This window comes from Streptomyces sp. NPDC046303, assembly GCF_055588085.1.
This window is the reverse complement of the sequence record NZ_JBVJFA010000005.1, coordinates 97518-118488: the sequence shown is the minus strand read 5'-3', so window position 1 is coordinate 118488 and position 20971 is coordinate 97518. Positions and strand designations below refer to the sequence as shown.

At 70.1% G+C, this 20971-nt stretch carries 20 protein-coding genes; 9 read left to right on the top strand and 11 right to left on the bottom strand.

Translation table 11 applies throughout. The features are described from left to right. Nucleotides 1–288: 288 nt before the first annotated feature. The 5 genes from ACZ6I1_RS07130 to dnaA all read right to left on the bottom strand — a co-directional run bounded on the left by ACZ6I1_RS07130 (nt 289) and on the right by dnaA (nt 6861). Entirely contained in the window at nt 289–765 is a 477-nt protein-coding gene (locus ACZ6I1_RS07130; RefSeq protein ID WP_469284379.1) for a DciA family protein, read from the bottom strand. A gap of 80 nt (nt 766–845) precedes the next feature. Next, the gene (gene recF, locus ACZ6I1_RS07125; RefSeq protein ID WP_469284046.1) at nt 846–1982 is read right to left on the bottom strand and encodes a DNA replication/repair protein RecF; all 1137 of its coding nucleotides are present in this window, start codon (nt 1980–1982) and stop codon (nt 846–848) included. Nucleotides 1983–2045: 63 nt separating this feature from the next. Further along, nucleotides 2046–2921 carry a phosphogluconate dehydrogenase (NAD(+)-dependent, decarboxylating) gene (gene gnd / locus ACZ6I1_RS07120; RefSeq protein ID WP_469284044.1) on the bottom strand — a complete coding sequence of 292 codons (876 nt, stop codon included), beginning with the start codon at nt 2919–2921 and terminating at the stop codon, nt 2046–2048. 189 nt (nt 2922–3110) lie between these two features. Then, nucleotides 3111–4241 carry a DNA polymerase III subunit beta gene (gene dnaN, locus ACZ6I1_RS07115; protein WP_469284042.1) on the bottom strand — a complete coding sequence of 377 codons (1131 nt, stop codon included), beginning with the start codon at nt 4239–4241 and terminating at the stop codon, nt 3111–3113. 862 nt (nt 4242–5103) lie between these two features. Next, complete coding sequence (dnaA, locus tag ACZ6I1_RS07110; protein ID WP_469284040.1) at nt 5104–6861, bottom strand: chromosomal replication initiator protein DnaA; 1758 nt, start codon at nt 6859–6861, stop codon at nt 5104–5106. 398 nt (nt 6862–7259) lie between these two features. Here dnaA and rpmH point away from each other — a divergent pair, with 398 nt between their 5' ends. The 9 genes from rpmH (at nt 7260) to ACZ6I1_RS07065 (ending at nt 13728) form a co-directional block, all read left to right on the top strand. After that, nucleotides 7260–7397 carry a 50S ribosomal protein L34 gene (rpmH, locus tag ACZ6I1_RS07105; RefSeq protein WP_008741645.1) on the top strand — a complete coding sequence of 46 codons (138 nt, stop codon included), beginning with the start codon at nt 7260–7262 and terminating at the stop codon, nt 7395–7397. A gap of 21 nt (nt 7398–7418) precedes the next feature. Beyond that, complete coding sequence (gene rnpA, locus ACZ6I1_RS07100) at nt 7419–7793, top strand: ribonuclease P protein component (RefSeq protein WP_094744568.1); 375 nt, start codon at nt 7419–7421, stop codon at nt 7791–7793. After that, nucleotides 7790–8071, top strand: a complete 282-nt coding sequence (yidD, locus tag ACZ6I1_RS07095; RefSeq protein ID WP_076043740.1) for a membrane protein insertion efficiency factor YidD — start codon at nt 7790–7792, stop codon at nt 8069–8071. Before rnpA ends, yidD begins: the two co-directional genes overlap by 4 nt. Nucleotides 8072–8074: 3 nt before the next feature. Next, nucleotides 8075–9181: a membrane protein insertase YidC gene (gene yidC / locus ACZ6I1_RS07090; protein ID WP_469284038.1), complete on the top strand. Its 1107-nt coding sequence runs from the start codon at nt 8075–8077 to the stop codon at nt 9179–9181. Nucleotides 9182–9196: 15 nt separating this feature from the next. Continuing rightward, the gene (locus tag ACZ6I1_RS07085; RefSeq protein ID WP_030008408.1) at nt 9197–9709 is read left to right on the top strand and encodes a Jag family protein; all 513 of its coding nucleotides are present in this window, start codon (nt 9197–9199) and stop codon (nt 9707–9709) included. A gap of 131 nt (nt 9710–9840) precedes the next feature. Further along, entirely contained in the window at nt 9841–10557 is a 717-nt protein-coding gene (gene rsmG / locus ACZ6I1_RS07080; RefSeq protein ID WP_469284035.1) for a 16S rRNA (guanine(527)-N(7))-methyltransferase RsmG, read from the top strand. Nucleotides 10558–10819: 262 nt separating this feature from the next. Next, complete coding sequence (locus tag ACZ6I1_RS07075; protein WP_362582459.1) at nt 10820–11908, top strand: ParA family protein; 1089 nt, start codon at nt 10820–10822, stop codon at nt 11906–11908. Continuing rightward, complete coding sequence (locus tag ACZ6I1_RS07070) at nt 11905–12993, top strand: ParB/RepB/Spo0J family partition protein (RefSeq protein ID WP_469284031.1); 1089 nt, start codon at nt 11905–11907, stop codon at nt 12991–12993. The genes ACZ6I1_RS07075 and ACZ6I1_RS07070 overlap by 4 nt, the downstream gene beginning before the upstream one ends. A 117-nt stretch (nt 12994–13110) precedes the next feature. Continuing rightward, a complete protein-coding gene (locus tag ACZ6I1_RS07065; RefSeq protein WP_469284029.1) occupies nt 13111–13728 on the top strand; it encodes a GNAT family N-acetyltransferase in 618 nt (205 codons plus the stop codon). Between the two features lie 59 nt (nt 13729–13787). On the opposite strand, the gene trxA is transcribed toward ACZ6I1_RS07065, so the two are convergent. The 6 genes from trxA to murJ all read right to left on the bottom strand — a co-directional run bounded on the left by trxA (nt 13788) and on the right by murJ (nt 20942). Continuing rightward, nucleotides 13788–14129, bottom strand: a complete 342-nt coding sequence (trxA, locus tag ACZ6I1_RS07060) for a thioredoxin (RefSeq protein ID WP_361750197.1) — start codon at nt 14127–14129, stop codon at nt 13788–13790. 50 nt (nt 14130–14179) lie between these two features. After that, on the bottom strand, nt 14180–15139 hold the full coding sequence (gene trxB / locus ACZ6I1_RS07055) for a thioredoxin-disulfide reductase (protein ID WP_469284026.1): 960 nt from the start codon (nt 15137–15139) through the stop codon (nt 14180–14182). A 125-nt stretch (nt 15140–15264) separates the two neighbouring features. Further along, on the bottom strand, nt 15265–16191 hold the full coding sequence (locus ACZ6I1_RS07050; RefSeq protein ID WP_469284024.1) for an anti-sigma factor: 927 nt from the start codon (nt 16189–16191) through the stop codon (nt 15265–15267). After that, entirely contained in the window at nt 16188–16883 is a 696-nt protein-coding gene (gene sigM, locus ACZ6I1_RS07045) for an RNA polymerase sigma factor SigM (protein WP_469284022.1), read from the bottom strand. Before sigM ends, ACZ6I1_RS07050 begins: the two co-directional genes overlap by 4 nt. Nucleotides 16884–16934: 51 nt before the next feature. Then, nucleotides 16935–18650, bottom strand: coding sequence for a protein kinase family protein (locus ACZ6I1_RS07040; RefSeq protein WP_469284020.1), 1716 nt, complete (start codon nt 18648–18650; stop codon nt 16935–16937). A 117-nt stretch (nt 18651–18767) separates the two neighbouring features. Further along, entirely contained in the window at nt 18768–20942 is a 2175-nt protein-coding gene (gene murJ, locus ACZ6I1_RS07035; RefSeq protein WP_469284017.1) for a murein biosynthesis integral membrane protein MurJ, read from the bottom strand. Nucleotides 20943–20971: the final 29 nt, after the last annotated feature.

Below are 20971 nucleotides of genomic sequence, written 5' to 3'. Positions count from 1 at the left end.
ACCAATCCAGCCCCGCCGGCGTTTGAGGCGCAGGGTCCGGGGCGGAGCCCCGATCTTTGACCCCCGCCCGCCTAACCCACACCAGCCAAACCAATCCAGCCCCGCCAGCACCAATCCAGCCCCGCCGGCGTTTGAGGCGCAGGGTCCGGGGCGGAGCCCCGATCCTTGAGCCCCGCCGGCGCGACCCACACCAGCCGGCACCAATCCAGCCCCGCCGGCGTTTGAGGCGCGGGGTCGGGGGCGGAGCCCCGGGTCCCGGCGCAGCCGGGCTCACCCCCGCGCGGCGAGCTACCCGTACGTGTCCCCAGGCCCGGTACTCCCCGGCGCCCGCCACGGCCCGTACCCACCCGACCGCCCACCCCCAGGCCCCCGCACCTGAATCATCCGCACGGTCCCCTGCCCCAGATCCGCGTTCAGCCGCGCGACCAACTGCGGAGCCAGCAGCTTCAGCTGCGCCGCCCACGCCGAGGAATCGCACCGGACCAGCAGCTCCCGGTCCTCGTACCGCTCCGGCACACAGTGCGCCGCGATGTCCGGACCGACGATCTCCGGCCAGCGTTCCATCACGCCCGCCACCGCCATCGGCATCTCCCAGCCGCGCTCCGTGCGCAACCGGTCCAGCGCCGCCATCAACGGCATCGGATCCCGCCCGTCCGCACGCGCACCCGACCGCAGCCCCGGACCCTGCTGCCGCTTCTTGCCGCCCGCCGCGTTGCCCCGGGCCCGCGCCTGCTCCCGCGCCGCGGCCAGCGCCTGCCGCGCCAGATCGACCCCGGAGGGCTCCGGCGCCCTGCGGGCCTCGCCGCGCGCCCGCGCCTCCTGGCCCCGCTCGCCGTTCTGATCGCTCACAGCCGGGTCACCTCACCGCCGGACACCCCGAACCGCGCCCCCACCAACACACCCGGAACGTCATCGTCCACCGCCGCCGTCACCAGCACCTGCTCACCCGGCGCCACCAGCTCGGCCAGCCGCTCCCGCCGTCGCGCGTCCAGCTCCGCGAACACGTCGTCCAGGATCAGCACCGGCTCCGCGCCCTCCGAGCGCAGCAGCTCGTACGAGGCGAGCCGCAGGGCCAGCGCGTACGACCACGACTCCCCGTGGCTCGCGTACCCCTTCGCCGGCAGCTCCCCCAGCCGCAGCAGCAGGTCGTCGCGGTGCGGACCCACCAGCGTCACGCCCCGCTCGATCTCCTGCTTGCGCACCTCCGCCAGGGCCGCCAGCAGCACCTCGTAGATCGCCTCGCGGCTGCGCGCCGCCCCGCTGTCCACCGGCTCGCCCGCCGAGGACTTGTACGAGAGCCCCAGCGGCCCGCCGCCGGGCGCGAGCTGCTCGTACGCCTTGTCCGCCAGCGGCAGCAGCGTCGCGATCAGATCCAGCCGCTGCGCCAGCAGCTCGGCGCCCGCGCGCGCCAGATGCTGGTCCCACACGTCCAGCGTCGACAGGTCCATGGACCGGCCGCCGTGCCGGCGGGCCATCGCCGCCGACTTCAGCAGGGTGTTGCGCTGCTTCAGCACCCGCTCGTAGTCCGAGCGGACCGCCGCCATCCGCGGGGAGCGGGCGGTGACCAGCTCGTCCAGGAACCGGCGCCGCTCACCCGGGTCGCCCTTCACCAGGGCCAGGTCCTCCGGCGCGAACAGCACCGTCCGTACGATCCCCAGTACGTCCCGGGGCCTGACCTGCGAGGACCGGTTGATCCGGGCCCGGTTCGCCCGGCCGGGGTTCAGCTCCAGCTCGACCAGCTGCTGGCGCTCGCCCTGGGTGACGGCGGCCCGGATGATCGCCCGGTCCGCGCCCATCCGTACGAGCGGCGCGTCCGAGGAGACCCGGTGGCTGCCCAGCGTCGACAGGTAGCCGATCGCCTCGACGAGGTTCGTCTTCCCCTGGCCGTTGGGACCGACGAAAGCCGTGACGCCCGGGTCGAGGGGGACCTCGGCCCGGGCGTACGAGCGGAAGTCGGCCAGCGAGAGATGCGAAACATGCATACGGCGCCGACCTCCCCCGGCTTCCTGCTTGCTCTGTGTGGTGCTGCTTGTGTCTGTTCCCGACTACTTCTTCTCGACCGCGTGGCCACCGAACTGGTTGCGCAGCGCGGCGATCATCTTCATCTGCGGGGAGTCGTCCTGGCGCGACGCGAACCGCGCGAACAGCGAGGCGGTGATCGCGGGAAGCGGAACCGCGTGGTCGATCGCCGCCTCCACCGTCCAGCGGCCCTCGCCCGAGTCCTGCGCGAAGCCGCGCAGCTGCTCGAGGTGCTCGTCCTCGTCGAGGGCGTTCACGGCCAGGTCCAGCAGCCAGGAACGGATGACCGTGCCCTCCTGCCAGGAGCGGAAGACCTCGCGGACGTCGGTGACCGAGTCCACCTTCTCCAGGAGCTCCCAGCCCTCGGCGTAGGCCTGCATCATGGCGTACTCGATGCCGTTGTGGACCATCTTCGCGAAGTGGCCCGCACCGACCTTGCCGGCGTGCACGGCGCCGAAGTCACCCTCGGGCTTGAGGGCGTCGAAGATCGGCTGGACCCGCCCCACGTGGTCCTTCTCGCCGCCGTACATCAGCGCGTAGCCGTTCTCCAGGCCCCACACACCGCCGGACACGCCGCAGTCGACGAAGCCGATGCCCTTGGCCGCCAGCTCCTTGGCGTGCTTCTCGTCATCGGTCCAGCGGGAGTTGCCGCCGTCGACGACGATGTCGCCGATCGAGAGCAGCTCGGCGAGCTCGTCGATCGTGGACTGGGTGGCGGCACCGGCCGGGACCATCACCCACACCACGCGGGGGGCCGGCAGGCTGTCCACAAGCTCCCGCAGGCTGTGGACATCCGCGAGGTCCGGGTTGCGGTCGTATCCGATGACGGTGTGGCCTGCGCGGCGGATGCGCTCGCGCATGTTGCCGCCCATCTTGCCGAGACCGACGAGACCAAGCTCCATCAGGTGGTTCCTTAAGCGTTGTGGCCGTCTTTGCCGGGGCCTCCTGCTTCCCGGAGGACATCCCAGGCCCCGAGCCTACGCCCGGCCGGGCCGCCGGGCTCCACGGGGCGCGCATGCCCCCGGGCGGCGGGAGAAACGCGGTCAGGCCCGGTCTCGCGGGGCGCGAAACCGGGCCTGACCTGCGAAGAATCAGCCGGAGAGGCGTACCGGCATGATCAGGTACTTGTACGCCTCGTCGGCCTCGGCGTCGACCGCCGGGCGGCCGCTGAGCAGCGCCGGCTTGGTCGACGTGGTGAAGCTGAGCTGCGCGGCGGGCGAGTCGATCGCGCTCAGGCCGTCGAGCAGGAAGGTCGGGTTGAAGGCGATCGAGATGTCGTCGCCCTCGAGCTTGGCGTCGACGCGCTCCACAGCCTGTGCATCGTCGGAGGAACCGGCCTCGAGGATCAGCACGCCCTGTTCGAAGCTCAGGCGGACCGGGGTGTTGCGCTCGGCGACGAGGGCCACGCGCTTGACGGCCTCGACGAACGGGGCGGTCTCGATCACGGCGATGGAGTTGAACTCCGTCGGGAACAGCGTGCGGTACTTCGGCAGGTCGCCCTCGAGGAGGCGGGTGGTGGTGCGGCGGCCGGCGCCCTCGAAACCGATCAGGCCCTCACCGGCGCCGGAGCCGGACAGCGCCAGGGTGACGGTGTCACCGCTGGTCAGGGACTTGGCGGTGTCGAGGAGCGTCTTCGCGGGCACCAGGGCCACGGCGGAGGCGTCCGGGTTCTCCGGCTTCCACAGGAACTCGCGGACCGCGAAGCGGTAGCGGTCGGTGGAGGCCAGGGTGACGCGGTCGCCCTCGATCTCGATGCGGACACCGGTCAGCACGGGCAGCGTGTCGTCACGGCCGGCGGCGATGGCGACCTGGGCGGCGGCGGAGGCGAAGACCTCGCCGGGCACGGTGCCGGTCGCGGTCGGCATGACGGGCAGCGCCGGGTACTCCTCCACAGGCAGGGTGTGGAGGGTGAACCGCGAGGAGCCGCAGACCACGGTCGCCCGTACACCGTCTGTGGAAATCTCCACCGGGCGGTTGGGGAGGGCGCGGCAGATGTCGGCGAGCAGCCGGCCGGAGACGAGGACGGTGCCGTCCTCCTCGACGTCCGCCTCGACGGAGACGCGGGCCGAGACCTCGTAGTCGAAGCCGGAGAGGCTGAGGGTGCCTTCCTCGGCCTTCAGCAGCAGGCCCGCGAGAACGGGCACCGGCGGCCGGGCCGGGAGGCTACGGGCCGCCCAGGCCACCGCCTCCGCGAGTACGTCGCGCTCCACCCGGATCTTCACCGGAACCGCCTCCTGCTGTTGCTCGCTCGTCTGCCGGCCTTCGTCGTCGGCTCGTCGATGGCTCGAGTGCCGGGGACCAGTCTGACGTACGGCGCCGACAGTCGGTGCGGCTGGCGGTCAAGTCGGGAGCGGAGCGGCGGGACGGCCGCCCACCGAGTTGTGCACAGGACCTGCTTGAAAACCGAAACCGGGCTCACTCTCTATGGGGGTAGTAGTAGGGCCTGTGGAAACGGTGGATAACCCCGTTTTCGCTGGTCAGACAGCGTTTTTTATCCCCACACCCTGTGGGTGGCACCGGTGGACAACACGGTGTCGCTGTGGAGAACAAAAACTTCTGCACAGGCCGTCCCCAGACGACCTCGACTACTCCACAGGTGTGTCCCCAGCTTTTCCCCAGTACTCCACAGCCCAAACGTCCACCTCCGTGTGACCGCTTTCACTCGGGGCGGTGAGAGGGGGTGGCGCGTTGCCGAACAGTGGACAACGGTGTGGAGAAGACAGCAGAACCTGTGCACAGCATCGGCGAACCTGTGGGTGGGTGGTGGACAACGCCGTGGACAGGGCTGTGGATGAAAAAACTGTCCACAGGCTGTGGATGACGCTTGCGCACAATTCCACAGCCTGCTGACCTGGTCTGATGATCGCTCACCCGGCACCCCTGTGGACAGATTGTGGGCGACCGTGGACGTCCCCAGGGTGTGGACGGCAGAAACTCGGTGAATCTGTGGATGAGTTGCTCCCGCGGGGGCGTATTCGAACAGGTCAGGGGCGCGCGGACGAAGAAGGGCGCCCCCGCTGTGGTCCGGGAGCGCCCTGTGGGTGGGTGTGAAGGATGTGCCGAAGAGCCCGGCAGAGGCTCGTGTCAGGCGTTCTTGATGCGGTTGGTGAGCTCCGTGACCTGGTTGTAGATGGAGCGGCGCTCCGCCATCAGGGCACGGATCTTGCGGTCCGCGTGCATGACCGTGGTGTGGTCGCGGCCGCCGAACTGGGCCCCGATCTTGGGCAGGGACAGGTCGGTGAGCTCCCGGCACAGGTACATGGCGATCTGCCGGGCGGTGACCAGGACCCGGCTGCGCGAGGAGCCGCACAGGTCGTCCACGGTGAGCCCGAAGTAGTCCGCGGTGGCCGCCATGATGTCGGTCGCCGTGATCTCCGGCGCGCTGTCCTCGCCGCCCGGGATCAGGTTCTTGAGGACGTCCTCGGTCAGTCCCAGGTCGACCGGCTGCCGGTTGAGGCTCGCGAAGGCCGTGACCCGGATCAGCGCACCCTCCAGCTCGCGGATGTTGCGCGAGATGCGGGAGGCGATGAACTCCAGTACCTCCGGCGGGGCGTTGAGCTGCTCCTGGACCGCCTTCTTGCGCAGGATCGCGATGCGGGTCTCCAGCTCGGGCGGCTGGACGTCGGTGATCAGGCCCCACTCGAAGCGGTTGCGGAGCCGGTCCTCCAGGGTGACGAGCTGCTTGGGCGGCCGGTCGGAGGAGAGCACGATCTGCTTGTTGGCGTTGTGGAGCGTGTTGAAGGTGTGGAAGAACTCCTCCTGCGTCGACTCCTTGCTCGCGAGGAACTGGATGTCGTCGACGAGCAGGATGTCCATCTCGCGGTAGCGCTTGCGGAACGCGTCGCCCTTGCCGTCGCGGATGGAGTTGATGAACTCGTTGGTGAACTCCTCGGAGCTCACGTACCGCACGCGGGTGCCGGGGTAGAGGCTCCGCGCGTAGTGCCCGATGGCGTGCAGCAGGTGCGTCTTGCCGAGGCCCGACTCCCCGTAGATGAAGAGCGGGTTGTACGCCTTCGCCGGCGCCTCGGCGACGGCCACCGCAGCGGCGTGCGCGAAGCGGTTCGATGCGCCGATGACGAAGGTGTCGAAGAGGTACTTGGGGTTCAGCCGGGCGGTCGGCTCGAGCGGGCCGGAGCTGGAGCCGCCGGACGGAGCCGGCGCGGTCGAGGGCCGGCCGGGTGCCTGGCGCGGCGCGGGCTGCTCGTACTGCTGCTGCTCGTACTGACGTGACGGGTGGTTCTTGTGCTGCTGCTGGGACTCGTACGGGGACTGCTCGTACTGCTGCTGCTCGTAGGAGCCCTGGTCGTAGGCCGGGGGCTCGGACTGCTGGAGGTAGCCCGGCTGCGGGGAGGCGTACGGGTCGCGCTCGGGGAAGCCGCCGAGGCGGGGCTGCTGCCAGCCGTAGTCGTCCTGCTGGCCGCCCCGGGGCCAGGCGCCGGGCTCGGGGCGCGGCTGCTGGTAGTCCGGGTAGGCGGGGCGGGCGGTGGGGAGCTGGTCGTCGGAAGCACCGCCCGGGCCACCCGGGCCACCGGTGCCGCCGCCGGGTCGCTGACCGGGGTACGGCTCGTACGCGCCCTGCTGCTGGGTGGTCGGGGCCGGGGCGGGCTCGCCGGCGGAGTCGTCCACGGTGATGGCGATGCGGATGGGGCGGCCGCACTCGCGGCTGAGCGCGTCGCTGATCAGCGGCGCGAGGCGGCCTTCGAGGACGCGCTTTCCCCATTCATTGGGGACGGCGAGCAGTGCGGTGTCGGCGACGAGTGCCAGGGGCTGGCAGCGCTCGACCCACTGCTTGTCTTTCGGTTCGATCCCCGGCTGTCCCTCCCCGAGGAGCTTTTCGAGCACCCTTGGCCACACTGCGGCAAGATCGGCAGGTACGTCAGCCACAGAGCACGCTCTCTCACAGGGGTCCCACGAATGTGTGGTTCTTTGGGACGGTCGGGACAAAAAAATCCGGGATCAGGCAACGGTAGTCAGGCCAGCGGGTACGGTTCAAGTCGTTGTCCACAGCCTGTGCACAGTGTGGGGCAGCGTCGGCTCGGTTTGACCGGATGGCGTAGCCGCGCGTACCGTAACGAGGTCGAGTTGTCGATGGCTGCTGCCGCCTGCCTACCGATGGGCGAAGATCACTGGTTGTGATCGTTTAGCGGTGCCACTCGGGCGAACACGCGAGTTTCCTCGTGGGCGCACGGTGACAGCCAGGCGATGTCCCGCCACAACGATTCATTATCTGGAGCCCCCGAGTGAGCAAGCGCACCTTCCAGCCGAACAACCGCCGTCGTGCCAAGACCCACGGCTTCCGCCTGCGGATGCGTACCCGTGCCGGTCGCGCGATCCTCGCGAACCGTCGTGGCAAGGGCCGCGCCGCCCTTTCCGCGTAACCACACGCAGGTCGTGACGTCGTGCTGTCTCCCGAGAATCGGCTGAGGCGGCGCGAGGACTTCGCGAGCGCGGTACGCCGAGGTCGTCGGGCTGGTCGCCCGCTCCTCGTCGTCCACCTACGTACAAGCGGTGCAACGGACCCGCACGAGTCGGGGGAGATCGATCCCTCGACGCGTGCGGGTTTCGTCGTCAGCAAGGCTGTCGGCAACGCCGTCATACGTAACCGGGTCAAGCGCCGTCTGCGCCATCTCGTCCGGGAGCGGCTGTCCCAGCTGCCCGCCGGTAGCCTGGTGGTGGTACGAGCGTTGCCCGGAGCGGGTGATGCCGGCCCCGACGAACTGGCCCGGGACCTGGATGCCGCTCTGGTGCGGCTCCTGGGAGGCGTGGCTCGATGAAGTACCCGCTGCTCGCTTTGATCAAGCTGTACCAGTGGACGATCAGTCCGCTGCTCGGGCCGGTGTGCCGCTACTACCCCTCGTGCTCGCACTACGGGTACACGGCCATCGACCGGCATGGTGCGGTGAAGGGGACGGCTCTGACCGCCTGGCGGATCCTGCGGTGCAATCCGTGGTCCCCGGGTGGTGTGGACCATGTCCCACCTCGTAAACGCCCGCGTTGGCACGAGCAGCTGCGCAGTGCGTTGCGTAGATCTCGCAATGCTCAAGGAGCCTGATTAGTGGACACGATTGCCAGTCTGTTCAGCTTTATCACCACACCCGTTTCGTGGATCATCGTCCAGTTCCACAAGCTGTACGGGGCGATCTTCGGTGCGGACAGTGGGTGGGCCTGGGGCCTGTCCATCGTGTCCCTGGTGATCTTGATTCGCATCTGCCTGATCCCGCTCTTCGTGAAGCAGATCAAGGCGACGCGCGGCATGCAGGCGCTCCAGCCGAAGATGAAGGCGATCCAGGAGCGCTACAAGAACGACAAGCAGCGTCAGTCCGAAGAGATGATGAAGCTGTACAAGGAGACGGGTACCAACCCGCTCTCCTCGTGCCTTCCGATCCTGGCGCAGTCCCCGTTCTTCTTCGCGCTCTACCACGTGCTGTCGAGCATCGCCAGCGGCAAGGAGATCGGCGAGATCGACGGGCCGCTGCTCGCCAGCGCCCGTGAGGCCCACATCTTCGGCGCGCCGCTCGCGGCGACGTTCACGGACAGCGCGGCGAAGGTCGCGGCCCTGGACGCCTCGATCACCGATGTGCGTGTCGTCACCGCCATCATGATCATCCTGATGTCGCTGTCGCAGTTCTACACCCAGCGCCAGCTGATGCAGAAGAACGTCGACCTCTCGGTCAAGACGCCGTTCATGCAGCAGCAGAAGATGCTGATGTACATCTTCCCCGTGATCTTCGCGGTCATGGGCATCAACTTCCCCGTCGGTGTCCTCGTCTACTGGCTGACCACGAACGTGTGGACCATGGGTCAGCAGATGTACGTGATCAACCAGAACCCGACGCCGGGCAGCAAGGCCCAGGACCAGTACCTGACCCGTCTGCTGAAGCACGTCAGCTCGCACGGCGACGTCAAGGGCCGGGGCAAGAAGAAGGTCGTGGCGGCGATCGTGGCAAAGGGCCCGGACCGCAACGACAACGAGCGCAAGTTCATCTCCGCGCTGACCAAGCAGGGCATGGCCGCTCAGGCGGACGGCTCGGTGATCAAGAGTTCTGACGCGACCGTCGATTCGGACGCGGCGAGCGGTGGTGTCGCCACGAAGCGGCAGCAGCCCAAGCGGCAGACGAAGTCGAAGCGCCAGACGCCCCCCAGCAAGCCCTCCAAGAAGTAAGAAGGAGTCCCTCCCGTGACGGAAGGCACCACCACCGCCGCCGCTGAGAGTGGCGACACCCTGACCCGCCTCGAGCAGGAGGGTGAGATCGCGGCCGACTACCTTGAGGGTCTGCTGGACATCGCCGACCTCGACGGCGACATCGACATGGACGTCGAGGCCGACCGGGCCGCGGTGTCGATCGTCAGCGACTCGGCCAGCCGTGACCTGCAGAAGCTCGTGGGCCGTGACGGTGAGGTCCTGGAGGCTCTGCAGGAGCTGACCCGCCTCGCCGTGCACCGCGAGACCGGGGACCGCAGCCGGCTGATGCTGGACATCGCCGGGTTCCGCGCGAAGAAGCGCGAGGAGCTGGCGGCGCTCGGTGCCCAGGCCGCGGCGGACGTGAAGGCGTCCGGCGAGCCCCTGAAGCTGGCCCCGATGACCCCGTTCGAGCGCAAGGTCGTCCACGACGCCGTGGCGGCCGCCGGTCTGCGGAGCGAGTCCGAGGGCGAGGAGCCGCAGCGCTTCGTCGTCGTGCTCCCGGCCTGACCGGTAGAGAGAGTGTTCGGCCCCGTCTGTGTCGCAGACGGGGCCGAAGTTTGTCAGCCTGGCATGTGAACGACGCGCCATCTTGAAGACGTGGTTCTTCAGAACCATGCGGTACGGAAGGGACGGTCCCCGTGACGGAGGCAGCTGAGCTTCCCCCGGCGCCTGAAGAGGCGCGCGCGGTGTTCGGTGAGTATTTCCCGGAAGCTGTGCGCTACGCGGAGCTGCTGGCCGATGCGGGAGTGAAGCGGGGCCTGATCGGGCCGCGTGAGGTGCCGCGGCTGTGGGAGCGGCATCTGCTGAACTGCGCCGTGCTGTCGGAGGTGGTTCCCCAGGGAGTCACCGTGTGCGATGTGGGCTCGGGTGCGGGTCTGCCCGGTATCCCGCTGGCGCTGGTGCGGCGTGATCTGAAGATCACGCTGCTCGAGCCGCTGCTGCGGCGGACGAACTTCCTCCAGGAAGCCGTGGAGCTGCTGGGCCTGGACCACGTCACGGTGGTGCGTGGACGGGCAGAGGAGGTCCTCGGCAAGGTGCAGCCGGTGCACGTGGTGACGGCGCGGGCGGTGGCTCCGCTGGACCGGCTGGCCGGCTGGGGCGTGCCGCTGCTGCGCCCGTACGGGGAGATGCTGGCGCTCAAGGGCGACACCGCCGAGGAGGAGCTGGTGTCGGCGAAGACCGCCCTGGCGAAGCTCGGTGTGGTGAAGACCTCGGTCCTGCACGTCGGTAAGGGTGTGGTGGACCCCCTGTCGACGGTGGTGCGCGTGGAGGTCGGTGAGAGCCCCGGCGGGGTGAGGTTCGCGGCCAAGCGGGCTAAGGCGGCCCGGGTGGGGCGCACGCGTCGGCGTCGCTGAATCCCCAATCGCGGGTTCTGCGGGAGATTTCGCCTGCGTTGGGCCCTATAGGTATGGATTTCGGAGTGTCGTAGCGGCGCGCAGTCTTCCCCCGGGCATCGTGTTTCACGTGAAACGTCGCTCTCTGCTGCACGGAATCATCAGCCGCGGTCGTGCGGCTGCGTCCCCCCGCACGCGCAAGGATGCGAGGGGGACGGAGTTGTCCACATCGGTGGATTCATCCACAGGAGTACGGGCCCCGCTGGTTCGCGACCCCGGTGACATGGCAGGCTCTGTTCATCGCGAGCCTGATGTCGAGGAGAGTGACACCGTGCGGTCCGACGCCAACCTCGCGGGGCCGATGGCCGATCCGGTCCCCGGTCCCCGCTCTGAATCGGCGGGAGACGATGTTTCACGTGAAACATCGCCTCCTCCCCTTGTAGACAACGACACCCCCATCGGCCGAGCCGCCCAGCTGGCGGTCGAGGCGCTGGGACGCGCCGGCGAGGGCCTGCCCCGCCCGGAGCAGACCCGGGTCATCGTGGTCGCCAACCAGAAGGGCGGCGTGGGCAAGACCACGACGACCGTGAATCTGGCGGCCTCGCTGGCGCTCCACGGAGCGCGGGTCCTGGTGGTCGACCTCGACCCGCAGGGCAATGCCTCCACGGCCCTGGGTATCGACCACCACGCGGACGTGCCGTCCATCTACGACGTGCTGGTGGACAGCAGGCCGCTCCTGGAGGTCGTCCAGCCCGTGGTGGATGTGGAGGGGCTCTTCTGCGCTCCGGCCACGATCGACCTGGCGGGTGCGGAGATCGAGCTGGTATCGCTGGTGGCCCGTGAGAGCCGGCTGCAGCGGGCCATCCAGGCGTACGAGCAGCCGCTCGACTACATCCTGATCGACTGCCCGCCTTCGCTGGGACTGCTGACGGTCAACGCCCTGGTGGCGGGCGCGGAGGTGCTGATCCCGATCCAGTGCGAGTACTACGCGCTGGAGGGCCTGGGGCAGCTGCTGCGCAATGTCGATCTGGTGCGGGCCCACCTGAACCCGGCGCTGCACGTGTCGACGATCCTGCTGACGATGTACGACGGCAGGACCCGGCTGGCCTCGCAGGTGGCGGACGAGGTGCGCAGTCACTTCGGCAAGGAGGTGCTGCGGACGAGCATCCCGCGGTCGGTGCGCATCTCCGAGGCGCCGAGCTATGGGCAGACGGTGCTCACGTACGACCCGGGTTCCAGCGGTTCGCTCTCCTATCTGGAGGCGGCGCGGGAGATCGCGTTTCGTGGGGTCGGAATGCAGTACGACGCCCGGCAAGCCCATCTGGGCGCGGGTGTGAACAGCACGCAGAGTGTGGCGGAGGGGATCCAGTGAGCGAGCGACGTAGAGGTTTGGGGCGGGGGCTCGGTGCGCTGATTCCGGCGGCTCCGCAGGAGAAGACACCGCCGGTGGCCGGCGGCGGGTCGACGTCTCCGTCGGCGGTGCCGGTGATGACCTCGGAGCGCGGGATCGCGGCGGCGAAGCTGGCCTCGCTCGCGCAGGCCGATGTTTCACGTGAAACATTCGCGGTGGCGCCGGCGAGCGAGCCGGTGACGGCGGCGCCGGAGGCCAATGGGGTGGCCGGGGCGACGTTCGCGGAGCTTCCGATGGACGCGATCACGCCGAACCCGCGGCAGCCGCGCGAGGTGTTCGACGAGGACGCGCTCGCCGAGCTGGTGACCTCCATCCAGGAGGTGGGTCTTCTGCAGCCGGTGGTGGTGAGGCAGGCGACCCCCGGCCGCTATGAGCTGATCATGGGTGAGCGGCGCTGGCGGGCCTGCCGGGAGGCCGGTCTCGAGAGCATTCCGGCGATCATCCGGGCGACGGATGACGAGAAGCTGCTGCTGGACGCGCTGCTGGAGAACCTGCACCGGGCGCAGCTGAATCCGCTGGAGGAGGCTGCGGCGTACGACCAGCTCCTCCAGGACTTCAACTGCACGCACGACCAGTTGGCGGACCGGATCGGCCGTTCGCGTCCTCAGGTGTCGAACACGCTCCGGCTGCTGAAGCTGTCGCCGTCGGTGCAGCGCCGGGTGGCTGCGGGTGTGCTGTCGGCGGGACATGCGCGGGCGCTGCTGTCGGTGGAGGACTCCGAGGAGCAGGACCGCCTGGCGCACCGGATCGTGGCCGAGGGGCTGTCGGTGCGTGCGGTGGAGGAGATCGTGACGCTGATGGCGTCGGAGCCCTCCAGTGCCGTGAAGCCGAAGGGTCCGCGTGCGGGTGCCCGGGTGGCTCCGGCGCTCAGCGAGCTGGCGACGAGGCTGTCGGACCGGTTCGAGACGCGGGTGAAGGTCGACCTGGGTCAGAAGAAGGGCAAGATCACCGTCGAGTTCGCTTCGATGGAGGATCTGGAACGGATTCTGGGGACGCTGGCGCCGGGCGAGGGCCGGGTGCTGGAGCAGGGTCTGTCCGGGGAGTGACCCCGGGGCCGCCGAGGGGCGGACCGCGACGGTGACCGCCGGCGCGGTCCGCCCCTTCGTCGTCCTGCCGGAGCTGTCCCTGTCGAAACAACGGGAGCCAGTGGCTACCATGCGTTCATGGGTCGTCGGCTGGTACCGCTCACGCTGGACAACCTCCAGGATCTGCCGCGTCGTTGCCGGTCCTGTGTGTTCTGGGAGCTCGATCCGGTCAGCGGCGAGGCCGCCGTGAAGGCGGGTACGCCGGCGCTGGAGAAGGAGGCGTGGATCTCCGCCGTCCTCCTGGAGTGGGGATCGTGCGGCCGGGTGGTCTACGTGGACGAGGTTCCCGTGGGCTTCGTGCTGTACGCACCGCCGGCGTACGTACCGCGGGCCACCGCGTTTCCGACCAGTCCGGTGTCACCGGACGCCGTGCAGCTGATCACTGCATGGATCATGCCGGGATATCAGGGCCAGGGCCTCGGCCGGGTCATGGTCCAGACGGTGGCGAAGGACCTGCTGAGGCGGGGGTTCCGGGCGATCGAGGCGTTCGGGGACGCCCGCTGGGAAGGTCCGGCGTGTCTGCTCCCGGCGGACCACCTCCTCGCCGTGGGCTTCAAGACGGTCCGGCCGCACCCGGCGCATCCGCGGCTGAGGCTGGAGCTGCGTTCCACGCTGTCGTGGAAGGAAGACGTGGAGCTGGCGCTGGACCGGCTGCTGGGTGCGGCGCGCAAGGAGCCGGCGCTGCGCCCCCTGTGAGCCGGACAGCCGAACGGGGCCGCCCTCGAAAGGACGGCCCCGTCGGAACAGATGGATCGTCAGGCGGTCTTGACCTGGACGAAGCCCTCCAGGTCGCGCAGGATGGCGGCCTTCGGCTTGGCACCCACGATGGTCTTGGCCACCTCGCCGCCCTGGTAGACGTTCAGGGTCGGGATGGACATGACGCCGTACTTGGCGGCCGTGGCCGGGTTCTCGTCGATGTTCAGCTTGACGATCTCGATCTGGTCGCCGTACTCGGCGGCGATGGCCTCGAGGGACGGCGCGATCTGGCGGCACGGTCCGCACCAGGCGGCCCAGAAGTCCACCAGTACGGGCTTGTCGCTCCTGAGGACCTCGGCGTCGAAGTCAGCGTCGGTCACGTTCTTGAGGGTGCCGGCCACAGCGGCCTCCTTCTTCTTCCTGCGGGGTGTGGGTGGGGCTGGTACGGGGGTCAGACGGTCGCGTGGGCCTTCTCGGCGTCCGCGAGGGCGGCGAGGAAGCGTTCGGCGTCCAGGGCGGCGGAGCAACCGGTGCCCGCGGCGGTGATGGCCTGACGGTAGGTGTGGTCCACGACGTCGCCGGCGCCGAAGACGCCGGTCACGCTGGTCCGGGTGGAGGGGGCGTCGACCTTGAGGTAGCCCTCTTCGTCGAGCTCCAGCTGGTCCTTGAACAGCTCGGTGCGCGGGTCGTGGCCGACGGCGATGAAGAGGCCGGTCACGGGCAGCGCGGAGGTCTCGCCGGTCTTGGTGTTGCGCAGGGTGAGACCGGAGAGCTTCTGCTCGCCGTGGATCTCGGCGACCTCGCTGTCCCAGGCGAACTTGATCTTCGGGTCGGCGAAGGCGCGGTCCTGCATGGCCTTCGAGGCGCGCAGGCTGTCGCGACGGTGGACGATCGTGACGGACTTGGCGAACCGGGAGAGGAAGGTCGCTTCCTCGATCGCGGTGTCGCCGCCGCCGACGACGGCGATGTCGTGGTCCTTGAAGAAGAACCCGTCGCAGGTGGCGCACCAGGAGACACCGCGGCCGGAGAGGGCGTCCTCGTTGGGCAGGCCGAGCTTGCGGTGCTGGGAGCCGGTGGTGACGATGACGGCCTTGGCGCGGTGGACGGTGCCGGCGGTGTCGGTGACGGTCTTGATGTCACCGGTGAGGTCCACGGAGACGACGTCGTCCGGCACCAGTTCGGCGCCGAAGCGCTCGGCCTGGCCGCGCATGTTGTCCATGAGGTCCGGTCCCATGATGCCGTCCTGGAACCCGGGGAAGTTCTCCACCTCGGTGGTGTTCATCAGCGCGCCGCCGGCGGTGACGGCACCTTCGAATACCAGGGGCTTGAGCGAAGCACGTGCGGTGTACAGGGCGGCGGTGTAGCCGGCCGGTCCGGATCCGATGATGATCACGTTTCGGACGTCGCTCACGGGTTTCTTCCTCGTCTCTGCGGACTGCGTGCTGCCTACCGGGGGCCGGTGCGGACTCTCACCCCACCCAACGGATCCTACGGCGCCTGCATTCCCCGACTGTCCCGGTGCGGGTCCCCGATGTGTCAGCTTCGGGCATAGGTGTTCGTGAGCAACACCCGTCCGGTGGTGGCCGGGGCGGTTTCGCAGCCGCTGTCCACGAGGTAGGCGTCCACGCGGGAGGCGTCGCCCGGGTGGGGCAGGACGAGCAGGAAGACGGGACTGCCCTGGTAGGAGCCGCGCTCGGCGGCGAGCGGGAGGTCCGAGCGGCCGGTCGCCTTCTGCACACAGGCCGGGACGGGGGCGGCCCGGCGGTCGTCGGGTGCGATCCCGGGCGCCTGAGGGCTGTTCTCCACCCCGTACGTGTTGTTCTGCTCCTCCGGGTCCGTACCCGTGGCCTTCCCGGAGGCGAGGAGGTGCCGGACCGTGTTCTGGAGGCCCTGGGCGGTGTAGGAGCCGTCGGCGGCGTGCGGCTGGGCGGCGGAGCTCGACGCGTCGCGGGCCGTCTGCGCGGGCGGGCCGGAGAAGTCGCCGAACAGGAAGATCCCGAGGGCGCAGGCCGCGGCTCCGGTCAGTCCCGCGAGCACGGCGATCCGGCGGCGGGCGCGGCGGCGGCCCGGGCCGGTTGGGCCGGTCGGGTGACCGGAGGGCCCGGCAGGCGGTGTTTCACGTGAAACATCGCGGTCGGCGGGGTGCGGACGGGGCGCCTGGGCCGCCCGGCGGACCGCGCCGGAGGCTGGGGGCGTCGTGGCGTCGAGCAGGGCCTCGGCGGCGAGGGCGGCGTCGATGCGGCCCGCGATGTCGGCGGGCATCCGGGTCGGTCCCGGGAGGGTGCCCAGCAGGGCCCGGATCTCCTCCAGGGAGGTGCGGACGTCGGCGCACAGCGCGCAGTCCCCGAGGTGGCGCCGGACTTCGGCGCTGCGGGCCGGGGAGAGCAGTCCTTCGGTCAGGTCGGAGATCTCCGAGACGTCCGGGTGCCGGATCGTGCCGGTCGTGCCGGTGCTGGGGCTCACGGTCGTCCACCTCCGCCCTTCACTGCGTCGGGGTCTGGCTGCCTGGGTTCTGCCGCTGGTGGGACGGCTGTGCCCGGCGTCCGGTTCCTTCCCCGCTCGACGTCGGTGTTATCCCCGGCATCGGTGCGCAGATGAGTGACCATCGGGAGCAATTTCGCCCGGCCGCGTGCGCAGCGGCTCTTCACGGTGCCGGTGGGGACGTCGAGGATCTCGGCGGCTTCGGCGACGGGGTATCCCTGCATGTCGACCAGGACCAGTGCGGCCCGCTGATCGGCCGGGAGGGTGCTGAGGGCGGCCAGGAGCTGGCGGTGGAGGTCCTGGCGTTCGGCTGGGGCCTCGGCGGACTCGTGGGGCTCCAGGAGGCGCTCCAGGCGCTCCGTGTCGTCGAGCGGCGAGGTCTTGCGGGAGGCGGCCTTGCGGGCGCGGTCCAGGCAGGCGTTGACGGTGATGCGGTGGAGCCAGGTGGTGACGGCGGATTCCCCGCGGAAGGTGTGGGCGGCCCGGTAGGCGGATACGAGCGCGTCCTGTACCGCGTCGGCGGCCTCTTCCCGGTCGCCGAGCGTCCGCAGCGCCACCGCCCACAGCCGGTCGCGGTGGCGCCGCACGAGCTCCCCGAAGGCCTCGGGGTCTCCGGCGGCGTGCAGCGCCAGGAGCTCCTGGTCGCTGTGGCTGCTCGCGGATCCGTCTGGCATCACACCCTGCTTCCTTCCGCGCCTTACGACGTCCCCGCGCGCGCGTGGGGCTCAGGAGCTGGGGCCCAGCACCCTGATCTCGCTGATGCCGCCCCGATAGCCGCCCGTGCCGTCGGAGGGCAGTTCGCTGACGTGGATCAGCAGGTAGCGGGTCCGGATCGGTGCGTCGAGCGTGGTCTGGAGCTTGCTCTCGGCGCGTCCCGATGCGATGACGCGCTGGGTGAAGCCGGCGATGGAGCCAGGGGTGGTGGCGTCAGGGGCCGCGGCGAGCACCTCGGCTGTCTGGCCTGCGAAGGACATGTCCACCTCGATGCCGGAAACGTCCTGCACCTTGCCCAGGTCGATGATGATGCCGCTGCCGTCGTTGTCCTGTTCCAGGTTGCCGAACTTGGCGTAGTTCACGTACCGGGGGGTGATCCACGCTGACGCGGGGTTGCCGTCGATGGTCTTCTCGGCGAGTTCCGGCTTGACCGAGTTCCCGAGGACCGAGGCGTGCTTGATCTCCAGAAGCTTGGCGGGGGCGGGTCCCTTCTGGGCGTCGTCGGACTCGGGCTGCGTGTGGTTCGGGCCGTTGGTGCCGCCGCTGTTGCGGTCCAGCAGGGTGTCGGCCAGCTGCCAGCTGCCGAGGCCGAGGGCGGCGATCAGCAGGGCGGCGACACCCCACTTGAGGGCGCGGCCGGTGCGGCTCTGCAGCGGGGGCGGCGGCGGGACGACCGCGGGCTGCGCCGTGGTCAGTCCAGGCTGCGCGGGGCGGCCGTAGCTCCCCTGCTGGTAGGTGGTGTGCTGGTACTCGGGCGGCGCGGTGAACGCGGGCTCCGGCGGCCGGATGCGCGGCATCGCGGCGACGGCCTTGGCCAGCTCCTCGGGGGTGGTGCAGGCGGGTTCCTGACGGGAGGCGGTGGCCCCGTCGTTGGCGAGGGCGCGCATGGCGAGCTCGCCCAGGCCCCGGTGGACGCCCGCGCGGACCTGGTCGGGGGCGATCAGGCCGACGCCCTTGGGCAGGCCGGCGAGGCCGTACGCGTCGCTCTCGTACGGCCAGCGCTGGGTGAGCGCGGCGTACAGGAGTGCGCCGATGGCCTCGGTGTCGGCGCGCTGCGGCGTTTCGCTGGTGATGCCGCGCAGGGCGGCGTTCACGGCGAGGCCGCGGATGCGGTACTGGCCGGTGGAGGTGCGCAGTATCGCGCTGGGCGTCAGACGCAGATGGGCGAGGCCCTCGCGGTGGGCCGCGGTCATGGCCTGGGAGACCTGGCTGACGAGCTGGTAGGCCTCGTGCGCCTCCAACGGGCCCGCGGCGAGGAGCGCGGTGAGTTCGGTGGCGTCGGGCAGCCATTCGTGGACGACGTAGACGAGGTCGTTCTCCTCCACGGCATCGAGCACCTGGACGAACCTGGGGTCGCCGAGCAGGGCGGAGGAGCGTGCGGCGGCCAGGACGGAACGGGCCCGCGGGTGGTCGGCGGGCAGCAGGTGGACGCCGACGGCCCGGCGCAGCTTCTCGTCCATCGCACGCCAGCTGCTGAAGCCGTCCACACGGGTGACGCACTCTTCGAGCCGGTAGCGTCTGGCGAGCTTGTGGCCGCTGTGGAGTTCCGGTGCGGCCGCGGGGGCCGCGGTCGTGCGTTCGCCGTCCTTTTCGGTCATGGGTCCGTCCGCGGCTCGTCCGTTCTGGGTGTCCACCCCGTCGGCCGTGGCCTTGTCCGCTGTCGCGGCCAGCGGCTTGTCGCCACTGGTGTCGGCCACGTCGACGGCAGCCGTGCTACGTTCCGCCACCGTCGTTCCCGCCTCCCCATCCGTTGCGCACTGTCGGCCAGTCTGCGAAGCCATGCCAATTGTGCCCACAGTCCGACGCTATGCACGACACACGAAAGGGGGCGACGGTTGTGCGCATCAGCGCCCCAGTCGTCCGCGGACCATACCGACCATCGAGTTGAGTTCTTCGATCCGCATCCGCTTGGCGGCGATGAGGAACACGGCTGCCAGGGCGATGCCTCCGGCCACGAGGGAGGCGGCGGAGCCGGCGGCTCCGCTGCCCAGCCACTGGGTGACCCCGTAAGCGGCGCCCCCGGCCGCGGCGGCCGCGGGCACGCAGGCGCCGGTGAGGCGGGCGTAGGTGCGCATCACGTGGGCACCGTCGAGGTCGCCGCCGAGGCGGGCCTTCAGGCGGCGCCAGGCCACTCCCACGCCGACGGCGTACCCGAGGCCGTACGCGGCGGCCATGCCGACGACGGCCCACCGGGCGGGGAGGAGGAAGAAGGAGGCCGCGGAGCCCGCCGCGTTGACGGCGGCGACGATGACGGTGTTGTAGAAGGGCGTCCGGGTGTCCTCGTAGGCGTAGAACCCGCGCAGGACCACGTACTGGACCGAGTACGGGATCAGTCCGAGGCCGAAGGCCATCAGGACGTAGCCGATGTTCTGGGCGCCGGAGCCGGAACCGGCGTAGAGCAGGGTGGCCATGGGGACGCCGAGCGCGAGGAACGCGAAGGCGCAGGGCACGATCGCGACGGCGGAGGTGCGCAGCCCGTAGGAGATGTCGTCGCGCACGGCGGCCGCGTCCCCGTCGTGGGCGGACCGGGAGATGCGCGGCAGGACGGCCGTCATGACGGAGACGGTGATGATGGCCTGGGGCATCTGCCACAGCAGCAGCGCGTAGTTGTACGCGGTGATGCCGGTGCCGGGGTGGCCCTGCTTCTCGGCGACGGATCCGGCCCAGGTGGCGAGCTGGGTGACGACGACGAGCCCGATCTGGTTGGCGAGGACGAAGAAGAACGTCCACTTGGCCAGGCGGGCGGCCTTGCCGAGGCCGTGGCCCTTCCAGTCGAAGCGCAGACGCGGCTTGAAGCCGGCGTCGCGCAGGTAGGGCAGCATGGCGAGGGCCTGGACGGTGAGGCCCAGCAGGGTGCCGAGACCCAGGAGGCGCACCCCGTCGGAGGTGACGGTGGTGGCGTTGACTCCGGAGGTGGTGAAGCCGCCGAAGGCCCAGATGAAGGCGCCGAACGTGGCGATGACGACGATGTTGTTGAGGACCGGGGTCCACATCATCGCGCCGAAGCGGCCGCGGGCGTTGAGGATCTGACCGAGCACCACGTGCACGCCCATGAAGAACATGGTGGGCAGGCAGTAGCGGGCGAAGGCGACCGCGACCTCCATCTGCTGGGGGTCGGATGCGATCTTCGGCGACATCATCGTGATGAACACCGGTGCGGCCAGGACGCAGACGGTGGTGATGGCGGCCAGCAGGACCACGACGAGGGTCAGCAGCCGGTTGGCGTACGCCTGGCCGCCGTCACTGTCGTTCTTCATGGCCCGCACGAGCTGCGGGATGAAGACGGCGTTGAGGGCGCCGCCGCCGACCAGCACGTAGATCATCGTGGGCAGCGTGTTGGCGATCTGGTACGTGTCGTTGAAGGTGCCCACGCCGATGGCTCCGGCGATGACCAGGGTCCGCAGGAAGCCGGTGATGCGGGAGACGATCGTGCCGGCCGCCATGAGCGCGCTGGACTTCAGCAGGCTGGAGGCGCGTCCGGCGGGCTTGGCAGGGGCCGGGGCGGCCACGGGGGCGTCTTCGGCGGGCGTGCGGGGAGCCGCCTCCTGGTCCCGGTACAGGTGGGCGAAGGCGTCGGGTTCGGGCTGTTCGTCCGAGGCCCTGGTGACGAGGGAGTCCACGCCGACGAACTCGGTCGTGGTGGGGCGGTCGCCGTAGGGCAGGTGGCGGGAGGGGCCGTCCGGCTCGGGCGGCGGAGTCTGGGCCCAGACGCGCGGATCGGGGGCGTAGGAGGGCGCGGTGGGCGCCGCGTAGAGCGGGCCGGCCTCCTGGTAGGTGCCGGGCGGTGGCGGGGGGTGCGCGGCTCTGTCGTAGAGGACCTCGGACACGGGGTCCTGTGCGGACAGGTCCTGGGACCGGTACGGGTCGTAGTCGTAGGCGTCCTGGACATACGGGTCGCGTTCCGGCGCGGGCGCAGGCGCGGGAACCTGCCCGGGCACCGGGGTGCCCGGTGCAGTGCCCTGGGAGGGCGCGGGCCCACCAGTGCCCTGCGCGCGGTCACCGTCGTACGGCGCGTTCATCGAAACCCCACCTCATCGTCCCCAGGCCG